The organism is Enterococcus sp. AZ062 (genome assembly GCF_051715065.1).
GTDB lineage: Bacteria > Bacillota > Bacilli > Lactobacillales > Enterococcaceae > Enterococcus_B > Enterococcus_B mundtii.
The window spans coordinates 946,194-964,342 of record NZ_JBIOTB010000001.1; the positions used below are offsets into that span (position 1 = coordinate 946,194).

15 protein-coding genes are annotated in these 18,149 nt (G+C 37.7%); all 15 read left to right on the forward strand.

Annotated features, from left to right (window positions below; genetic code table 11):
- Window positions 1–159 precede the first annotated feature (159 nt).
- The 15 genes from IGJ00_RS04470 (at window position 160) to IGJ00_RS04540 (ending at window position 18,071) form a co-directional block, all read left to right on the forward strand.
- Window positions 160–1,083 (forward strand): YihY/virulence factor BrkB family protein, encoded by a 924-nt coding sequence (locus IGJ00_RS04470; RefSeq protein WP_010735950.1) that lies wholly within the window; start codon window positions 160–162, stop codon window positions 1,081–1,083.
- A 77-nt stretch (window positions 1,084–1,160) separates the two neighbouring features.
- On the forward strand, window positions 1,161–2,291 hold the full coding sequence (locus tag IGJ00_RS04475) for an MraY family glycosyltransferase (protein WP_071865949.1): 1,131 nt from the start codon (window positions 1,161–1,163) through the stop codon (window positions 2,289–2,291).
- Window positions 2,291–3,091 carry a glycosyltransferase gene (locus tag IGJ00_RS04480; protein WP_142432954.1) on the forward strand — a complete coding sequence of 267 codons (801 nt, stop codon included), beginning with the start codon at window positions 2,291–2,293 and terminating at the stop codon, window positions 3,089–3,091. Before IGJ00_RS04475 ends, IGJ00_RS04480 begins: the two co-directional genes overlap by 1 nt.
- Entirely contained in the window at window positions 3,091–3,918 is an 828-nt protein-coding gene (locus tag IGJ00_RS04485) for a glycosyltransferase (RefSeq protein WP_142432955.1), read from the forward strand. Before IGJ00_RS04480 ends, IGJ00_RS04485 begins: the two co-directional genes overlap by 1 nt.
- Window positions 3,919–3,922: 4 nt before the next feature.
- Window positions 3,923–4,633, forward strand: a complete 711-nt coding sequence (locus IGJ00_RS04490; protein ID WP_071866072.1) for a glycosyltransferase family 2 protein — start codon at window positions 3,923–3,925, stop codon at window positions 4,631–4,633.
- Window positions 4,634–4,731: 98 nt separating this feature from the next.
- Window positions 4,732–5,598 carry a glucose-1-phosphate thymidylyltransferase RfbA gene (gene rfbA, locus IGJ00_RS04495; protein ID WP_010735945.1) on the forward strand — a complete coding sequence of 289 codons (867 nt, stop codon included), beginning with the start codon at window positions 4,732–4,734 and terminating at the stop codon, window positions 5,596–5,598.
- Between the two features lie 13 nt (window positions 5,599–5,611).
- A complete protein-coding gene (gene rfbC / locus IGJ00_RS04500) occupies window positions 5,612–6,184 on the forward strand; it encodes a dTDP-4-dehydrorhamnose 3,5-epimerase (RefSeq protein WP_010735944.1) in 573 nt (190 codons plus the stop codon).
- A 23-nt stretch (window positions 6,185–6,207) separates the two neighbouring features.
- The gene (rfbB, locus tag IGJ00_RS04505) at window positions 6,208–7,236 is read left to right on the forward strand and encodes a dTDP-glucose 4,6-dehydratase (RefSeq protein WP_161642157.1); all 1,029 of its coding nucleotides are present in this window, start codon (window positions 6,208–6,210) and stop codon (window positions 7,234–7,236) included.
- Between the two features lie 449 nt (window positions 7,237–7,685).
- Window positions 7,686–8,537, forward strand: coding sequence for a dTDP-4-dehydrorhamnose reductase (gene rfbD, locus IGJ00_RS04510; RefSeq protein ID WP_142432956.1), 852 nt, complete (start codon window positions 7,686–7,688; stop codon window positions 8,535–8,537).
- 46 nt (window positions 8,538–8,583) lie between these two features.
- Entirely contained in the window at window positions 8,584–10,599 is a 2,016-nt protein-coding gene (locus tag IGJ00_RS04515) for a DUF7657 domain-containing protein (RefSeq protein ID WP_086334433.1), read from the forward strand.
- A gap of 117 nt (window positions 10,600–10,716) precedes the next feature.
- The gene (locus tag IGJ00_RS04520; RefSeq protein WP_153188051.1) at window positions 10,717–11,946 is read left to right on the forward strand and encodes an EpaQ family protein; all 1,230 of its coding nucleotides are present in this window, start codon (window positions 10,717–10,719) and stop codon (window positions 11,944–11,946) included.
- Window positions 11,947–12,286: 340 nt separating this feature from the next.
- Entirely contained in the window at window positions 12,287–13,093 is an 807-nt protein-coding gene (locus IGJ00_RS04525; RefSeq protein ID WP_019722596.1) for an ABC transporter permease, read from the forward strand.
- Window positions 13,094–13,104: 11 nt separating this feature from the next.
- Window positions 13,105–14,325: an ABC transporter ATP-binding protein gene (locus IGJ00_RS04530; protein ID WP_010735938.1), complete on the forward strand. Its 1,221-nt coding sequence runs from the start codon at window positions 13,105–13,107 to the stop codon at window positions 14,323–14,325.
- Window positions 14,315–15,901 carry a class I SAM-dependent methyltransferase gene (locus tag IGJ00_RS04535; RefSeq protein WP_438844149.1) on the forward strand — a complete coding sequence of 529 codons (1,587 nt, stop codon included), beginning with the start codon at window positions 14,315–14,317 and terminating at the stop codon, window positions 15,899–15,901. The genes IGJ00_RS04530 and IGJ00_RS04535 overlap by 11 nt, the downstream gene beginning before the upstream one ends.
- A gap of 31 nt (window positions 15,902–15,932) precedes the next feature.
- On the forward strand, window positions 15,933–18,071 hold the full coding sequence (locus IGJ00_RS04540; RefSeq protein ID WP_438844150.1) for a glycosyltransferase family 2 protein: 2,139 nt from the start codon (window positions 15,933–15,935) through the stop codon (window positions 18,069–18,071).
- The last annotated feature ends 78 nt before the right edge of the window (window positions 18,072–18,149 follow it).

Here is an 18,149-nt window from a genome sequence, read left to right on the forward strand (position 1 = left end):
TGTTATTAGCTTTTTTTTACAACCTAGATAAACGGTGTTCAAGAAGCAACACTTCAATAATAAGTAAAAAAAATCCAAAATGAAAAAGCCATTTTCGATTTTTCTGCCTTATTACTCAGTGTAGACCGCTTCTTTCACAACCTTGAACAGGAGATTACTATGAATATTTTGAATAAAATAAAACAACATAAGAATTTAATGCGTTTTATTGAGACGACGCAAAAGAGGATCGTTGATTCTGAAATGGGAACGACTTCAGTAGTTGTGGCTTATTATTTACTCTTATCTTTGTTTCCATTGATTATTGCGCTTGGAAATATTCTACCGTATCTTCAAATCGATCAAGAAACTGTCTTGACTTATATTCGCCAAGTGATTCCTGAAACGATCTATCAGTTTATTGGACCGGCGGTAAAAAATTTGTTGACACAAAGTTCTGGTAGTTTGTTGTCATTGTCAGCTATTGCAGCTTTATGGTCAGCTAGTCAGAGTATCAATGCATTACAGATTGCCATGAATAAAGCGTATGGAGTTGAAAATAGAGAAAATTTCATCATTGTCCGTTTCTTTTCCTTAATAGTTATCATCTTGTTCATGATTGCGATTAGTGGTGTCACTTTAGTACTTGGATTAGGACAAATGATTTTAGAGGCGATTCAACCGATCTTTAAAATACCTGTAAACTTTATTGACCAATTCCAAACATTGAAATGGCCGATTACTTTGGTGGCATTATTTGTGATCATGTTTATGATTTATTGGATTGTACCAAATGCGCAATTGAAATTTAAAGCAGTGATTCCTGGTGCTGTATTTGCAACGACTGGTTGGATGTTGTTGTCACAAGTTTTTGGGATTTATGCTCGTTATTTTGCAACGCGTGTGAGCGGTTATCAAATCATCGGAAGTTTTATCGTTTTGATGCTTTGGTTAAACTTTGCTGCGACGATCATTATTCTTGGTGGAATCATCAATGCTGTTGTGCAAGAGTACATAACAGGAAACGAAATAAAAGAACGAAGAAGCATCACATCAACATGGCTTGGTAAACTAAAAAATAAATTTTCTCAAAAAAAGAATTAGAAACACGAGTTCTTATTGTAAAATAGCGACAGTGTTTTATAATTATTAATGACTCTTTAAATAAAGTAGGTGCCCGTATGCTGGTTTCTTTTAGTATGGTAATAAGGATTTTTTTGACAATTTTATTGTCTTTGATATTGACCCCCATTTTTAAAATAATTTCAGTACAAACTGGGATGGTCGATAAACCGAATGAACGACGAATAAACAAAGTGCCGATGCCTTCAGCTGGTGGCTTACCTATCTTTGTTTCCTTCGTGATATCTAGTTTGTTTTTGTTCAAAGATATCATCCCTAAATTTTATATTCTACCTATATTATTGGCTGCATCCGTCATCGTGTTGACCGGATTACTTGATGATAAATATGAACTTTCACCTAAGCAAAAAAGTATTGGCATTTTATTAGCGGCTTTGATCGTCTATTTCATCGCTGATATCAGAATCGATTCTTTTACCTTACCATTCTTAGGTTATATCCAATTAGGTTGGCTTAGTTTTCCTGTTACCATTTTTTGGATTTTTGGGATTACTAATGCAGTCAATTTGATTGATGGTTTAGATGGCTTAGCAGCAGGGATATCTTTGATTGGCTTGATGACCATTGGTATTATTGGCTACTTTTTTTTACATGCCTCAACAGTATATATACCTATAGTTATTTTTTGTTTAGTCGCAAGTATCATCGGATTTTTCCCTTATAATTTTTATCCAGCCAAGATTTATTTAGGAGATACAGGTGCACTTTTCTTAGGCTTTATGATGGCGGTTTTATCTTTACAAGGATTAAAGAATGTTACGTTTGTTTCATCGATTTCTTTGTTGATCATCATGGGGGTACCTGTTACAGATACTTTTTTTGCAATCATTCGTAGAAAAGCGAATCGAGTATCATTTTCTACGGCTGATAAGAAGCATTTGCATCATCGATTGCTCGCTTTAGGCTTTACGCATAAAGGAGCTGTTTTGACGATCTACTCCATTGCTTTGATGTTTTCATTTACTGCAATGATCATGAATTATACGGGAAGCCTTGGAACGATCGCTTTGTTCTTAGTGATGCTATTCGCTGCTATTTTATTATTTGAATTGATCGGATTGATCAATGAAAAATACCAATTTATTCTAAAAACATTACGGTTTTTAGGGAATAAAGAATACCGTACACAAGTGATGCAGAAATACTTTAAGAAATGGAAAAGACCTTAATGGAGAACAATAAAAAAATGCCGATTTTAATTAGCATTGTGACAGCAAATAGTAAAAAAATATTCCAGACATTAGATACGATCATTGCGACGATCGGTGAAGAACCGGCAATTGAATTTCAAATTTTTGATAATAACTCGACACCTGAATACCAAGATCGATTACGCGAATATTTAAAATATCCGTTCGTGAATATTTATTTCAATAATGAAAACCGAGGCTTTGGATTTGGTCATAACCATACCTTGCTCCAAAGCGCTGCACAATATGCGGTGATTTTTAATCCAGATATTTTAGTAGATGAGCAGACGGTGATCGACCTGGTTGCGCTCTTAGAAACGCATCCTGAATGTGCGATGTTGGCACCTAAAATCTTGAATGAAGATGGGACGACTCAATACTTGATTAGACAGCGTTTAGCTCTATTCGACTATGTACTACGTTTCATTCCTTTCAAATTTGTCAAAAAAATGTTTGATCGGCGATTGAATCGCTTTGAATGTCGTGATTTACCGGAGGATCGTGATTCTTATGTTCGCATGATTTCTGGTAGTTTTATGGTAGTAGATGTTGCGAAATTTAAATCAATCAATGGGTTTGATACTCGCTACTTTATGTATTTTGAAGATAATGATCTTTGTTTAAGTTTTGAAAAAGCAAACGAAAAAATCCTTTATACGCCACGTTACAGTGTCATCCATCTATATGGAAAAGGAGCACATCGTAATTTCAAGCTTTTTCGAATTTTTTTAAATTCAATGATGAAATTCTTCCATAAGTGGGGGTGGACTTTCTTCTAATGACACCAGAAATAGCAGTAGTGATCGTATTGTATCACCAAAAAATCAGCCAATCGCCTTCTTACGATTATTTAAAAACAGCTACGCAAGCTGGGACAGTGGAGTTAGTTATTTTTGATAATAGTCCTGTTGCACATGCTGATGTGCTTTATTCAGAAAAGAATGTCCATTATCATCATGATCCAGAAAATCCAGGCCTAGCGGTTGCTTACAATTATGCAATTGACCACATTTCTGATACGGTACAGACACTTATAACATTAGATCAGGACACTCAGTTAGGTACTGATTATTTAGAAACCGTAGCCGAACTCACTTGGACAACAGAACGAGTAGCTGCGGTTCCCTTAGTATTTTCTGGTACAAAACAAATCTCTCCGGTGTGGGCAGACCACTATATCAATCGCCACTTCGAAGTGATCGAAGAGCCAGTGGTCACACGTCAGCGGATTATGGCAATCAATTCTGGTGCGGCATTCTCGCTCGCATTTTTAAGAGAGATCAATGGCTATAATACCGTGTTCCCACTCGATTTTTTAGATCATTGGCTTTTTTGGCAAATCAAACAATTAAACAAAGAAATTGTAGTTTTACCCACTATAATGACTCATGATCTCTCAGTATTAGATTATAAAAAAGTCAACGTAACACGCTATCAGTCGATATTGGCTGCTGAGTCGATCTTTTACCAAGAATACGACCGTCAGCATTTAATGCAACATCGGAAGCAGTTAGTATTAAGAATGACAAAGCAATTTTTGACTGTCAAGAATCGTCAAATCTGGCGAATGACTTTACGTTCGTTTGTTGATAATTGGAAGGTGTGAAATGATGCGATCGGTTTGTATAGCAACCTTTAATGGTGGCGCGTATTTAAAAGAACAATTGGATAGTATCTTAAAGCAACTTTCTCCAGAAGATGAAGTGATTATTTCGGATGATGGTTCAGTCGATGATACTTGGTCGATCTTAACAGAATATGCACATAATGATCCACGTATCAAACTTTTTGAAGGTCCTAAACAAGGTTTGATCAAAAATTTTGGCTTTGCGATTGAACAAGCTCAGGGAGACCTGATATTTTTAGCAGATCAAGATGATGTATGGTTAGATGGGAAAGTAGAGAAAATCACACAATACTTTAGCCTTCATCCAAAACAACTAGTAGTTATTTCAGATTTAGTAATCGTAGATAGCCAGTTGAATGAGATCCATTCCTCATACTTTACCTTTAGGAGATCCAAAGAAGGCTGGTTGACGAATTTGATTCGTAGTAACTATATCGGTGCAGGGATGGCTTTTCGCTCTTCATTAAAAGAGACGATCTTACCGATACCTGACAATGTACCGATGCATGACATGTGGATTGGTTTGCTGGCGGGAAATCATGCGGGCTTTATTCGAGAACCCTTGACTCTTTATCGGCGACACGATTTTAATGCAAGTGAAATTGAAACGAAGAGTAGTTGGCGCCAGAAAATCGCTTGGCGGATCCATTTGATCCAAGCACTTATACAGCGGAAATGGAAAAAACATCCCTAAAAGATATTGTTAAATTCTCAAGAAATCCATGACAAATAGCAGGATTGATGAGATAATAACGAAAGTGAAAATTTAAAGAAAAAGGAGCGCTTATATTCATGAAAGGAATCATCCTTGCGGGAGGAAGCGGAACACGCTTGTATCCACTAACAAAGGCAACCTCGAAACAGTTGATGCCAGTCTACGATAAACCAATGATCTATTATCCAATGTCTATTTTGATGTTGGCAGGTATCAAGGAGATATTGATTATTTCAACACCTCAAGATACCCCACGCTTTAAAGAATTATTTGGAAATGGGCATGATCTAGGTATTCACCTTGAATATGCGGTTCAAGAGAGTCCCGATGGCTTAGCTCAAGCTTTTATCATTGGGGAAGAATTTATTGGCGATGATAGTGTTTGCCTTGTTTTAGGAGATAATATCTACTATGGTGGCGGACTATCAAAAATGTTACAACGTGCTGCCTCTAGAGAAAGTGGAGCGACCGTTTTTGGGTATCATGTTAATGATCCGGAACGTTTTGGTGTGGTCGAATTTGATGAAAATATGCAAGCTCTCTCTATTGAAGAGAAACCAACAGAACCAAAATCAAATTATGCTGTCACAGGACTTTATTTCTACGACAACGATGTGATTTCAATTGCAAAAGAAATCAAACCATCTGAGCGTGGTGAATTAGAAATCACTGACGTCAATAAAGCGTATTTAGAAAGAGGAAAACTTTCTGTAGAGATTATGGGACGTGGTTTTGCTTGGTTAGACACAGGCACGCATGAATCTTTACTTGAAGCTTCTACCTTTATTGAAACGATTGAAAAGCGTCAAAACTTAAAAGTTGCTTGTTTAGAAGAGGTGGCTTATCGAATGGGCTATATCGACAAACAACAATTAGCTGTTTTGGCAGAACCACTGAAAAAAAATCAATATGGTCAATACTTATTAAGATTGGCTGCTGAATAAGGAGTTTTTAGTGATGAAAGTGACGGATACTAAATTAACAGATGTTAAAATTATCGAAATGGATGTTTTTGGGGACCATCGTGGTTTCTTTACAGAAAGCTATTCAAAAGCAAAATTTGCGGAACATGGATTAGATTTTGATTTTGTCCAAGACAATCACTCTTTATCTGCTGAAGCGGGAGTGATTCGTGGCTTGCATTTTCAAAAAGGGGCATCCGCTCAAACAAAATTGATCCGTGTCACTTCAGGAGCAGTCTTAGATGTGATCGTCGATATTCGTAAAGGTAGTCCGACCTATGGACAGTGGGAAAGTTATATCTTATCTGAACACAATCATCGTCAATTACTTGTACCTAAGGGATACGCACATGGTTTTGTGACGTTGACACCAAATGTGAATTTCCTTTATAAATGCGATAATTATTATGATGCCGCAGCAGACGGTGGGATCGCATTTGACGATCCAGAGTTAGCGATTGATTGGCCGATCGATCTTTCAAAAGCAATCATGTCTGAAAAAGATCATAATCATCCTACACTGAAAGAATTTGAAGCAGAAAACCCATTTGTTTATGGTGAAATCTAACATTTGATGAGGAGAAATATTAAATGAAAAATATCATTGTTACTGGTGGAGCAGGCTTCATTGGATCAAATTTTGTACATTATGTTGTACAAAACCACCCAGAAGTACATGTGACAGTCTTAGATAAATTAACTTATGCAGGAAACAAAGAAAATCTAGCAGGATTGCCAGCTGATCGTGTGGAGCTGGTTGTCGGAGATATCGCAGATGCAGAATTAGTCGATCGATTAGTGGAAAAAGCAGATGCAGTGGTTCATTATGCTGCTGAATCACATAATGATAATTCACTTAAAGATCCGTTTCCATTTGTACACACGAACATCATTGGTACGTATACATTGCTAGAAGCTTGCCGTAAGTACGATGTTCGTTATCATCATGTTTCTACGGATGAAGTCTATGGTGACCTACCATTACGTGAAGATTTACCAGGTCATGGCGAGGGTGAAGGTGAGAAGTTCACTGCGGAAACACCTTACAACCCGTCCAGCCCCTATTCTTCAACAAAAGCTGGTTCTGATTTATTAGTGAAAGCTTGGGTTCGTTCATTTGGACTAAAGGCGACAATCTCAAATTGTTCCAACAACTACGGACCTTATCAACACATTGAAAAATTCATTCCACGTCAAATCACTAATATTTTAAGTGGTATCCAACCTAAGTTATATGGAGAAGGAAAAAATGTTCGTGATTGGATCCATACGAATGACCACTCTTCTGCCGTATGGTTGATCCTAACCAAAGGAAATATTGGGGAAACCTATTTGATTGGCGCTGATGGCGAGGAAGATAACAAAACCGTGTTGGAAATGATCTTAGAAATGATGGGTCAGCCTAAAGATGCCTATGAACATGTCAAAGATCGTGCTGGCCATGATTTGCGTTATGCGATCGACTCAACCAAGCTTCGTCAAGAACTGGGTTGGCAACCAGAGTTCACTAATTTCCGGGATGGTTTAGCAGAAACCATCAAGTGGTACGAAGAGAACCAAGAATGGTGGAAAAAAGAGAAAGAAGCAGTTGAAGCAGCTTACGCTAAAAATGGGCAATAAGAGGTGAGCAACCAAGCTTCCTCGGACAAGCTGCGTAGATAAGAGTCAAAGACTTCCTCTTATCGGATGTTTTTCTTGCTTGAATAGATAGCTTGAGAGACTCAACCTCTTTTAAATAGTCAATGAAGGGGCACTGCGTTTAACTGACGCTGCCCCTTTTTTCATGAAAAAGTTTTTAAGAGCGCTTGATGGATGCTCATCCTCTCGAAAAGCGAGAACCGATATGGTAGAATAAGCTTGGTTCTTAGAACGTGGTTAGAACATAACTGTTCTGCCGTTGTTTTGGGGTAAGGGGAGAGAAAGATACCGTTATTTTTGTCCAATACTCCGAACAAACAGTTGAATGAATCGTCTTCAAAAGATAAAGCGTTCATTAAAGACAACAAGAAAGCTAATGATATTTTTACAAAAACAATTTAAAAATAAATAAATCAAGGAGCGATTGCGTTATGTTTTTATTAACAGGTGGAAATGGTCAACTTGGTACCGAGTTACGTCATTTATTAGATGAGAAAGGGCTAGATTATGTTTCGACTGACGCCCAAGAACTGGATATCACGGATGCAGAAAAAACAATGACTTATATCACAGACTTAAAGCCTGAAGTCATCTTCCATTGTGCAGCCTATACTGCTGTCGATAAAGCAGAAGACGAAGGAAAAGAATTAGATGAAAAAATCAATGTAGACGGAACGAGAAATGTTGCATTGGCAGCGAAAGCAGTGAATGCGAAATTGATTTATATCAGTACCGATTATGTCTTTGATGGTAAAAAAGAAAATGAAGAATATCTAGAAGATGATGCAACGAATCCATTGAATGAATATGGTCGTACAAAATTACTAGGCGAACAAGCAGTGCAGGAAATTTTAGAAGATTATTATATTATTCGTACGTCATGGGTATTTGGCGTATATGGTCATAACTTTGTTTATACGATGCAACGTTTGGCACAAACCCATGATCGATTAACAGTGGTCAATGACCAATTTGGACGTCCGACATGGACACGCACACTAGCTGAATTTATGGTCTATGTAATCGAAGAAAAAGTACCATATGGTGTCTATCATCTATCAAATGAGAATAGTTGTTCATGGTATGAATTCGCAAAAGAAATCTTAAAAGATACAGCAGTAGAAGTAGCACCTGTTACTTCAGCTGAATATCCACAAAAAGCAACACGTCCACAATATTCAGTGATGAGCCTGAAAAAAACGGAAAATCTTGGTTTTGTTATTCCAACGTGGCAAGAAGCACTTGAACAAATGTTACAAGCTTCTGAAAAATTAAACAAATAAGGTTTTTCCTTAGAAAAAAGAAACAACGAAGAAATTGGAGAATTTTATGGAAAAACAAACAAGAAGTGCAAGGCGAGATAAATCACGACAAACGGAAATAGAACAGACGCATCCATTTTTAGATATCCTATTGAAATTGCGTTATGTGATTGGCTTATTGGTAATCGTTATCGTTGTGACCTTCAACTTGAATGGTAGCTCGATCGGTAGCTGGGATAACTATGTATCTCAAAGAGATGATGGGAAAAAGACGGATGTGATTTTTGGTCAAAATCGAGAAGTTCGTTCAGATGAATGGCTAGTCCAAACGCCTTTTTATTTCTCTCAAGCAGAATCGGGCTATCCGGTCATCAACGAAGATTATTCATTGAATGGTCAAAATATGATCATTGCCTACAATTCGCCAGTGAAAGATATCACTGTTATCGGTAAACCATTTAACTGGGGATTCTTCTTTTTAGGAAGGGATCGAGGATTGTCCTTTTATTGGGCAATGAAACTGGTAGTCATGGTCCTGTTAGGATTTGAACTACTGATGATCTTAACGAAACGAAACAAGCCACTTTCGTTGATCGGTTCATTTGCACTGACCTTCTCACCAGCTGTTCAATGGTGGTTCATGCAACACGTTGGCGATTTGATTTTCTTTACGATTGGTTTAATGGTCGCCTTTTATCATTATTTTTATCAACATGAAAAAAAGTGGCTGCGCGCATTGATGATGTTACTAGTGGTCATATTCGGTCTCGGCTTTATCTTAGTCATCTATCCGGCCCATCAAGTGATGCTCGCCTATCTATTAGTTTTTTATTTTGTCGGTTTACTGGTCTATTACCGCAAAAAAATACAATGGGATTGGTTTGACGCTGTATTGATTACTGCTGCGTTGTTGTTTATTGGTATTGTCATGTGGCATTTTTGGTCAATTTCTAAAGATGCGTTACTCGCCTCTTTGAATACGTTGTATCCTGGGAATAGAGTAAGTACAGGTGGTAAATGGAAATTTAGTGAATTTTTCTATTTCTTAACGAACTGGAAAATCCCATTCGAGGATATCAGTTTCTCAAATAATTCAGAAGTAGCACTATTTTACCATTTCTTCCCAACTGTCTTTTTAGCAAGTCCATTTGTCTTGTTTGGGAAAAAAGACGACGATCAAAAAATTATTGGTCGGATCTTAATGCTCTTTTGTCTATTCGCGATCTTTTGGATCACCATTGGCTTACCTAGAACGATGGCTCAATTGACCTTGTTATCATTTGTCCCGCCATTTCGTGCGATCTTGACTTTCAGCTTTGCGGCATTTCTATTATCGATTTGGTTTATCGCGTACATTTGGAAACACGATGTCATCCCTACGTGGTATAAATTTGTCTTATTGATTGCTAATGCAGGTATCTATTACTATGCGTTACAAGGTTCCAAGATGGAAGGGTATTTCTCTGACCTTGAGCTGATCAGTGTGATTGTTTTGGGAACACTTCTTTTAGCATTTGCATTGTTTCGACAACGCGTATTTTTCTACCTTTCATTTAGTGCATTGATCATTGCTTCTGGCTTCTTTGTGAATCCAGTTGTCCAAGGAACAGGTGCGATTTTTGAAAAAACGTTAGCTAAGGAAATCCAAAAAATCGACCAACAAGATCCAGGTCAAGTATGGTTAACCGAAGATGAGCTCTATAACTTCACACCGGCTTTAGGAGTGAAGGCGTTCAATACGGTCCGCTTTTATCCAGACAAAGCTGCATGGCAATTGATTGATCCAGAAGGGGAATATGAGCGTTTTTACAATCGTTATGCTCATACTAGAGCCTTTATTGCTAAAGAAGATACAGCCTTCAAGCTAGATCGTCCAGACATGTTCTCAGTGACTTTGAATTTTGATGATGCTGAAAAGTTAGGCATCAAATATGTCGTAACCAAGCGTCCTTTAGATGACTATAACCAGCGTAATGAAGCGCAGTTCACTAAATTATATGGACCAGACGACGATGGGCACATGATCTATGAAGTAGCCTATCCAAACTATGCTATTTGGCAAACCCAATCAACAGGTCAATAAAAATTTGTAGTTTGAAGAAGATGTGTGCTAAAAATGGAGATATTGGATCAGCTAGAGACCTTATTGGTTACGCTGATCCAATCATCCATTCTTAAAAAGTATTATTTAGAAGAGGAGGTGGAAACCATTCAAACATTTGTCGAAAAATTCATAAATAAAATGAGTACTGGGATTTTGTTGTTGATGCTGATCGCTCTTTTTTCTGTCTGGACGATCGGTATAGGGACACCAGCTACTTTATTTTTATATGAACATAGCGCACAGTTCGTCACTTTTGGTGTCTTTGTCTTAACAGGACTTAATATCTATAAAGCAAGAGGATTTGACTTTTTTTATCTAGGAGCAGCAGTTGTCATCTTCTGTTTCTATACGTATTTCAGTGGAATACGAGATGGTTCTTTGGCAGGTAACCTGTTGATCCCAATCCTGATTCTGATTGGATTGAGTGTAAAGTGGATCGAATTTGACAAAGTAGATCGAGGGATTTATTTGCTTGTCTTCTCATTTTTCCTTGCTGTTACGGTATATCGAGTATTTACAGAGATTCAAGTACCTGAAGGACAAAGCATATGGAACCAAGATAATAAATTATCCGATATTTGGATCAATACAAATACGATCGGTAGCTCGTTGATGATGCTTGGACTACTGATCAGTGGTTTCGCCAGTTCGTTTGAACGTTGGTATATTCGGATTCTTGGGGTACCAGCGATCGTCGCTGCATTTTTAGGAATCTGGGTATGTCAATCACGCTCGGCATTGATTGCGATCATCATTTTTGCTTTATTAGATATCTGGCCTAAAAGATTCTTTAAATTTATTCGTGCACCTTTTATCGGCTATTTAGCTATTTTTAGTCTGGCGCTACCGATATCCTATTTAGCTGCCACTTCTGAAGAGATCAATCTTTTCACTGGAAGAGAAGGCATATGGCTGAAATTTTATCAAACGATTTCCGAGAGTACGGAGCAACTACTGGTTGGAATGAAGCCTTTTCTTTATTTTCGTGGGGATGAGGTTTTAGGTAATCACAATAGTTATAATTCTATTTTGAATTTATATGGATTGATAGGAATCGCAATTGTAGGGATTTTATTACTTGTTTTTGTTGGAAGACTAACACTGAAAGCAGATTATTCGAATGGACAGCTTACGTTCTTATGGGCATTCATGGCAGTAATGATCCAATCGTTTATGGAAGATACATTGACTTCTTTCCCTTGGGTACCTATCGGCTACTTGTTGTTAGCGATGGCAAGTCATCGTTACGATCAGCCACAGGGTAAGCAAATAAAAATACAAGAGGAAAATCAACTGTCAACTTCAAGACTTGCACGCTATCACTGAATTTGAAAATAAGGGGTGTGAGACAACAGTAACAATCAATTTCGTCTTTCACCTTAGAATCGAATAAATGGTGAGAACAGGAGCAAGCACTTCGGAAACAAGGCTGAACACTTCTGTCTCAACCTCAATCAATAAAATAAAAACGTGGGTAAGCCTTTTTTAGGCAAGCCCACGTTTTTTGCTTCATTGCAATTAAGTATCATCTTTTGTAAAATAGTAACGTTGATAAAAAGTTTACTTAATAGAAAATTAAGAAACAACGAATATCGCAGTCCTTGGCTCAATATGTGGTAAAATGGCTGTTGACTGTAATTAATTGAAACTGCTTGGAGGCACACAAATGTTGAAAGATTTGTTTTTATTTATGAAGGATATCTATCAAAATCGAAAGCTATTACTTCAATTCTCGTTAAACGATTTTAAATCACGTTTTGCGGGTTCATTTTTAGGGATTTTATGGGCGTTCATCAATCCCGTGTTTACGGTTCTCATTTACTGGTTAGTCTTTGGCTTCGGCTTGAAAGCGGCGATGACTGATGGGAAGTATCCGTTTATCGTCTATCTGATCACAGGGATGGTCCCATGGTTCTTTTTCTCAGATGCGTTTACCTCTACAACACTTGTTTTCCGAGAATACACCTATTTAGTGAAAAAAGTGGTATTCAATATCCGTATCTTACCAACAACTAAAATCCTTTCAAACCTGTACTCACATATGTTCTTTATTTTGATTGGTTTAGTCGTAACAATGGGACATGGTATTTTTCCAACGGTCATGTCTTTACAATTGATTTATTATCTATTTTGTATGGTCGCCTTTTTGACCGGATTGACGTGGTTGACCGCCTCGATTCAACCTTTTATACCAGATATCATGCAATTTATCACGATTTTACTACAGCTGATTATGTGGACATTGCCGATTCTTTGGAGTCCAAGTCAATTTAATCCAGCAATCATAAAGATTTTAAAACTAAACCCATTGTATTATGTTGTTCAAGGTTACCGTGAATCCTTCTTAAGTCAAGCTTGGTTCTGGGAACATGGTACTTATACAATCTATTTTTGGGTAGTTACATTAATCATGTTCGTAATCGGTTCCTTAGTGTTCCGTAGATTGAAACCACATTTTTCAGATGTGCTGTAAGGAGTATAGTTATGACAGAATACGCAATTAAATTAAACAACATCACTAAATCATACAATATGTATGCGAAACCGACGGATCGTTTTAGAGAAGCTTTGAATCCGTTCAAGAAATCGTACCATGATGTGTTCTATGCATTGAAAAATATTGATGTAGAGATCAAAAAAGGTGAAATGATCGGTTTTGTCGGTGAAAATGGTTCTGGTAAATCAACGATGCTCAAAATCATTACAGGCGTTTTGACTCCAACAAGTGGAACCATGGAGATCGAAGGAAAGATTTCTGCCTTACTTGAATTGGGTTCAGGTTTTAATCCAGAATATTCTGGATATGAAAATATTTATTTAAATGGAATGGTTCTTGGCTTTTCCCGTGAAGAAGTCGATGCGATGGTGGATGACATCATTGATTTCGCAGATATCGGAGACCACGTTTATCAACCTGTAAAAACTTACTCAAGTGGGATGTTCGTGCGCTTAGCTTTTGCAGTAGCGATCAATGTCAATCCAGATATTCTGATTGTTGATGAGGCACTCGCAGTAGGTGACTTGGAGTTCCAATTGAAATGTATGGAAAAATTTACGGAAATCAAAAATTCTGGGAAGACGATTTTATTTGTTTCCCACGACATCAGCTCGATCCGTCGTTTCTGCGACCGCTCTTACTGGCTAAAAAATGGTGAAGTTGTAGAATTTGGAGATACGATGGATGTGACAACCAATTACGAAAACTTCTTAAAGAAAAAATCAGTAAAAACAGTGGATCGTAACAAAAATCAAGTGGAGCGTTTTGCTGCCCCAGATATCGTCGATGTGTTAAGTGCTGAATTACTAGATGAAAACAAGCAACCGATCGATATGTTAGAACAAGGGGAAGATCTTTATGTAAAGGTCACCTATGAAGTGAAAGATGATACTATCAAAAAACCTGTGTTAGGGATTGCCCTACGAACGGTCGATAATTTCTATGTCTGTGGCTTGAATACTTTACTGGACGATATCACAATTCCTTGGGAAAAAGGAAAAAACGTCTTTTATCTCAAGTATAAGAAGTTAGGCTTACTTGCTGGCGAATACTATTTCGATGTGGCGGTTTTTGAAGAAAATGCCACCGTCCCACTAGTGTATAAAACGAAGTATATGAACTTATTTGTGACGGGTTCTTATATTGGTGAAGGGATCGTGGTCTTGGATCACCAGTGGAAAGAAGGAGATCAAAACAATGAAGTATGATTTCGAGATGGATTTAGATGAACAAAGTAGCGTAGGTAAGATTGTCGGACAAATCAAACCAGGAAGTAAAGTCTTGGAATTTGGTCCTGGCAATGGACGCATGACGAAACATTTGATTGGTGCAAAAAACTGTGAAGTAAGCATCGTTGAACTGGACAAAGAACTATTTGATTACGTCAATGAAATTGCACAAGATGGTTTTTATGGCGACATTGAAAGTTTTGAATGGGCAAAATATTATGCTGGTCAAACATTTGATTATATTTTATTTGCAGATGTCTTGGAACATTTAGTGGATCCTTTGAAGACATTAAAAAAAGTCAGAGAATTTCTAAATGAAGAAGGCGAGATTTTGATTACTTTCCCTAATCTCGTGCATAACTCTGTATTGATTCACCTCTTTAATAACGAATTGCCGTGGGCTTCGTTTGGGCTATTGGATGAAACACATAATTCATTTTATACCCACGAAGGCTTTCAAAAAGTATTTGCAAACGCTGATCTGCACATCAACATTGAAGATTATTTATATCTAGCAGTAGGGGATACTGAATTGAAGTCAGCATATACTGACTTACCAGCAGCAGTTCGTTATGATTTCAAAATGCGCCCATTTGGCGAAGTGTATCAGTATTTCTTTTCATTGAAAAAACACCCAAATGTGGAAGCTAAAATCAATTCACCGCAAAATTCAAATTATGTCAAAATGATGGAAATCATCAAAAAGAGTACGCAAGAAGAAATATTACAGATCCCGTTCAATAATTATACGGGAGAAAACCAAGTATTGACTTTTCCACTGACAGAAGAACCGGCAAGTTTTATTTTTCAATTTGAAAAGCAACCAAGCTACCTTGAGTTCAGTGTTGAAGTAGACGGAGTAAAGCTTGATTTTATCGCATCGAATGCGGTCATCAAAACAGCGACAGACTGTTATATTTTTGATGGATCAGAAGCACCAAGACTAGAATTGACCGATATAAGTGGAGAAACGATCAAAATCTCTTGCCATTATCGATTCATTGGTGAATTACCAGCAACGATGGCTGAAGTCCTTAGAGAAATCAAACCTATGGCTGCTGTTCAAAAAGAACTATCTGCTGAAAACGAGAGATTAACAAAAGAAAACCAGCACTTACAAATAGAGAATAAAGAGCAGACGAAAGTCTTGAAGACTACGACTGATCGATATTTTGACTTGTTGCAACCTAACAATTGGGCAATAAAGCCAAAAGGACGATTGGTGAGACCAAAAGAAACGGCAAAAAAAATCCAAGCCAAAGAACTTTCTCTTTGTGTCGACGAAAAAAATTGGGATCCAGAAACAAAAGTACTCAAAATCATTGGATGGGGAATTTCAAATGCGGAACGTAAACCTTTATCTTATAAGTTGTCTGTAGATCAATCACCATTCTTCGAGGTTCAGCAGATTGAGCGAGCCGAAGTGAATGAAGCCGAAAAACTTCCTCCCCACACAAAAGCTGGTTTTGAGATCCAGATAGCGTGTGAACAAGAAAAATCATTTTTGATCGAATTGATTGCAGAAAATGGGCAGTCTTGGCTAGTTGAAATATAAATAACTTATTAGGTAAAGGAGTACCAAACCAGTGCAAAAAAAAGAAATTGCTGTATTTATCGATAAAATCACTCGTGAGCGGGCGACCGGCGATTTATTGATCGTTGGTTGGGCAATCGATGAAGTAACGAAAGAAATACCGACGATCCAAGTTGAAAAAGAAAATATTATAGCAAAAAATACACCAGTCGTGCGTTTAGATATCAATCATCTCTATGATTTGGACGTAAAGACGCAAAGTGGTTTTAATCTTCGATTATCTGGAAAGATGAAGGGGAAAGCAATTTTAGATTTTCAAACGAAAGATCATCAAAATGGAATAGCCGTCAAATTGAATGGACGCTATCCTTATGATGATGGCATCGAGTCGAGTTTGGAAAAGAAAAAACGATTGTTAAAAAAAGGCTTGAACTATGCTCGGACGCATGGCCTAAAAAAGGCTGTACGTCGTGTGAAAATGGAATTGAAACCAGGTTCCATCGACTATGCGCAATGGATCGCTAAGCATGAACAAATTGACGTTGCAGCACAAAAAACAAAAGCGCAAGCCTTTGCCTATCGTCCATTGATTTCTGTCGTGATGCCAGTTTATAACGTAGAAATCAAATGGCTAGAAAAATGTATCGATTCTGTGATTGCTCAAACATATGACCATTGGGAATTGTGTATCAGTGATGATGCCTCTACCGATCCTAAAATCCATAAATGTTTAGAACGTTATCAGCAAAAAGACCCACGGATCAAAGTTGTCTTTCGTGAAGAAAACGGACATATTAGTTTAGCCACGAACTCTGCACTTGAGATCGCTGAAGGAGAATTCATGGCACTACTTGATAACGACGACGAACTTCCTGTCAATGCATTGTTTGAAGTAGTCAATGTCTTGAATGATCGGCCAGAACTTGATTTGATTTATAGTGATGAAGATAAGATCGATGCTGATGGCAATCGCTTCGATCCTCATTTTAAAGCAGACTGGTCACCTAATACGTTGATGGGAAATAACTATATTTCTCATTTAGGCGTCTATCGATTAAGTATCGTCAAAGAACTAGGTGGCTTCCGAAAAGGCTATGAAGGTTCACAAGATTATGACCTAGTTCTCCGTTTTACAGAAATGATCCCAGCAGATCATATTTATCATATCGATCGTGTCCTTTACCATTGGCGTACGATTCCAGGATCAACAGCTAGTAGTGGTGAAGCTAAAAGTTATATTTACGATTCTGGTGTGAAAGCTTTGACGGATGCATTAGCTCGCAGGAATATCAAAGGGCAAGTGCGTCCAGGAAGAATCTCAGGGTTTTATGAGATCAATTATGATGTCCTACAAGAGGAGCTAGTCAGCGTCATCATCCCAACCAAAAATGGGTATGACGATTTGAAAATGTGTATTGATTCGATCATCGAAAAAACGACCTATCCTAACTACGAGATCATTGTAGCTGATAACGGTAGTACTGATCCTAAGATGCAAAATCTTTTTGACTCCTACAAGGAACAACTGAAAGAACGCTTCATTGTAGAGTTGATCGATATTCCCTTCAACTATTCTCGCATCAATAACCTTGCGGCTGAAAAAGCTAGTGGAAAGTATTACTTATTCCTGAACAATGATACCGAAGTGATTGCTCCTAATTGGATGACAACAATGGTCTCATATGCTCAGTTTGATTCGATCGGCTGTGTTGGCGCCAAACTTTACTATCCAGATGATACGACTCAACATGCGGGTGTACTCGTTGGAATCGGTGGCGTCGCTGGTCATGCGTTGAATAATTATGACCGCACACATTGTGGCTATTTCGGACGATTAGTGATCGATGTCGATTATTTAGCAGTGACTGCCGCTTGTATGATGGTCAAAGCAGATGATTTCAAAGCGGTGGGTGGCTTCGATGAGACATTACAAGTTGCCTTCAATGATGTAGACTTATGTCTTAAAGTCTATGAATTGGGTCGAAACAATGTATATGCTCACCAAGTTGAGCTTTATCACTTTGAGTCAAAATCTCGCGGGTACGAAGATACGCCAGAAAAGCAGAAACGCTTTGCGGGTGAAATCAAAAAAATGCAAGATAAATGGCCCAAATATATCGCACATGATCCTTTCTATAATGACAATTTGACAAAACAAGGAATTGGCGATTTTTCATTACGACCAGATTAACGAGTAGTTGATATACCTTAGGAGAGACTTGGAGAATATTCAAGTTTTACTTAAGGTATATTTTTGTATGCCCCATTT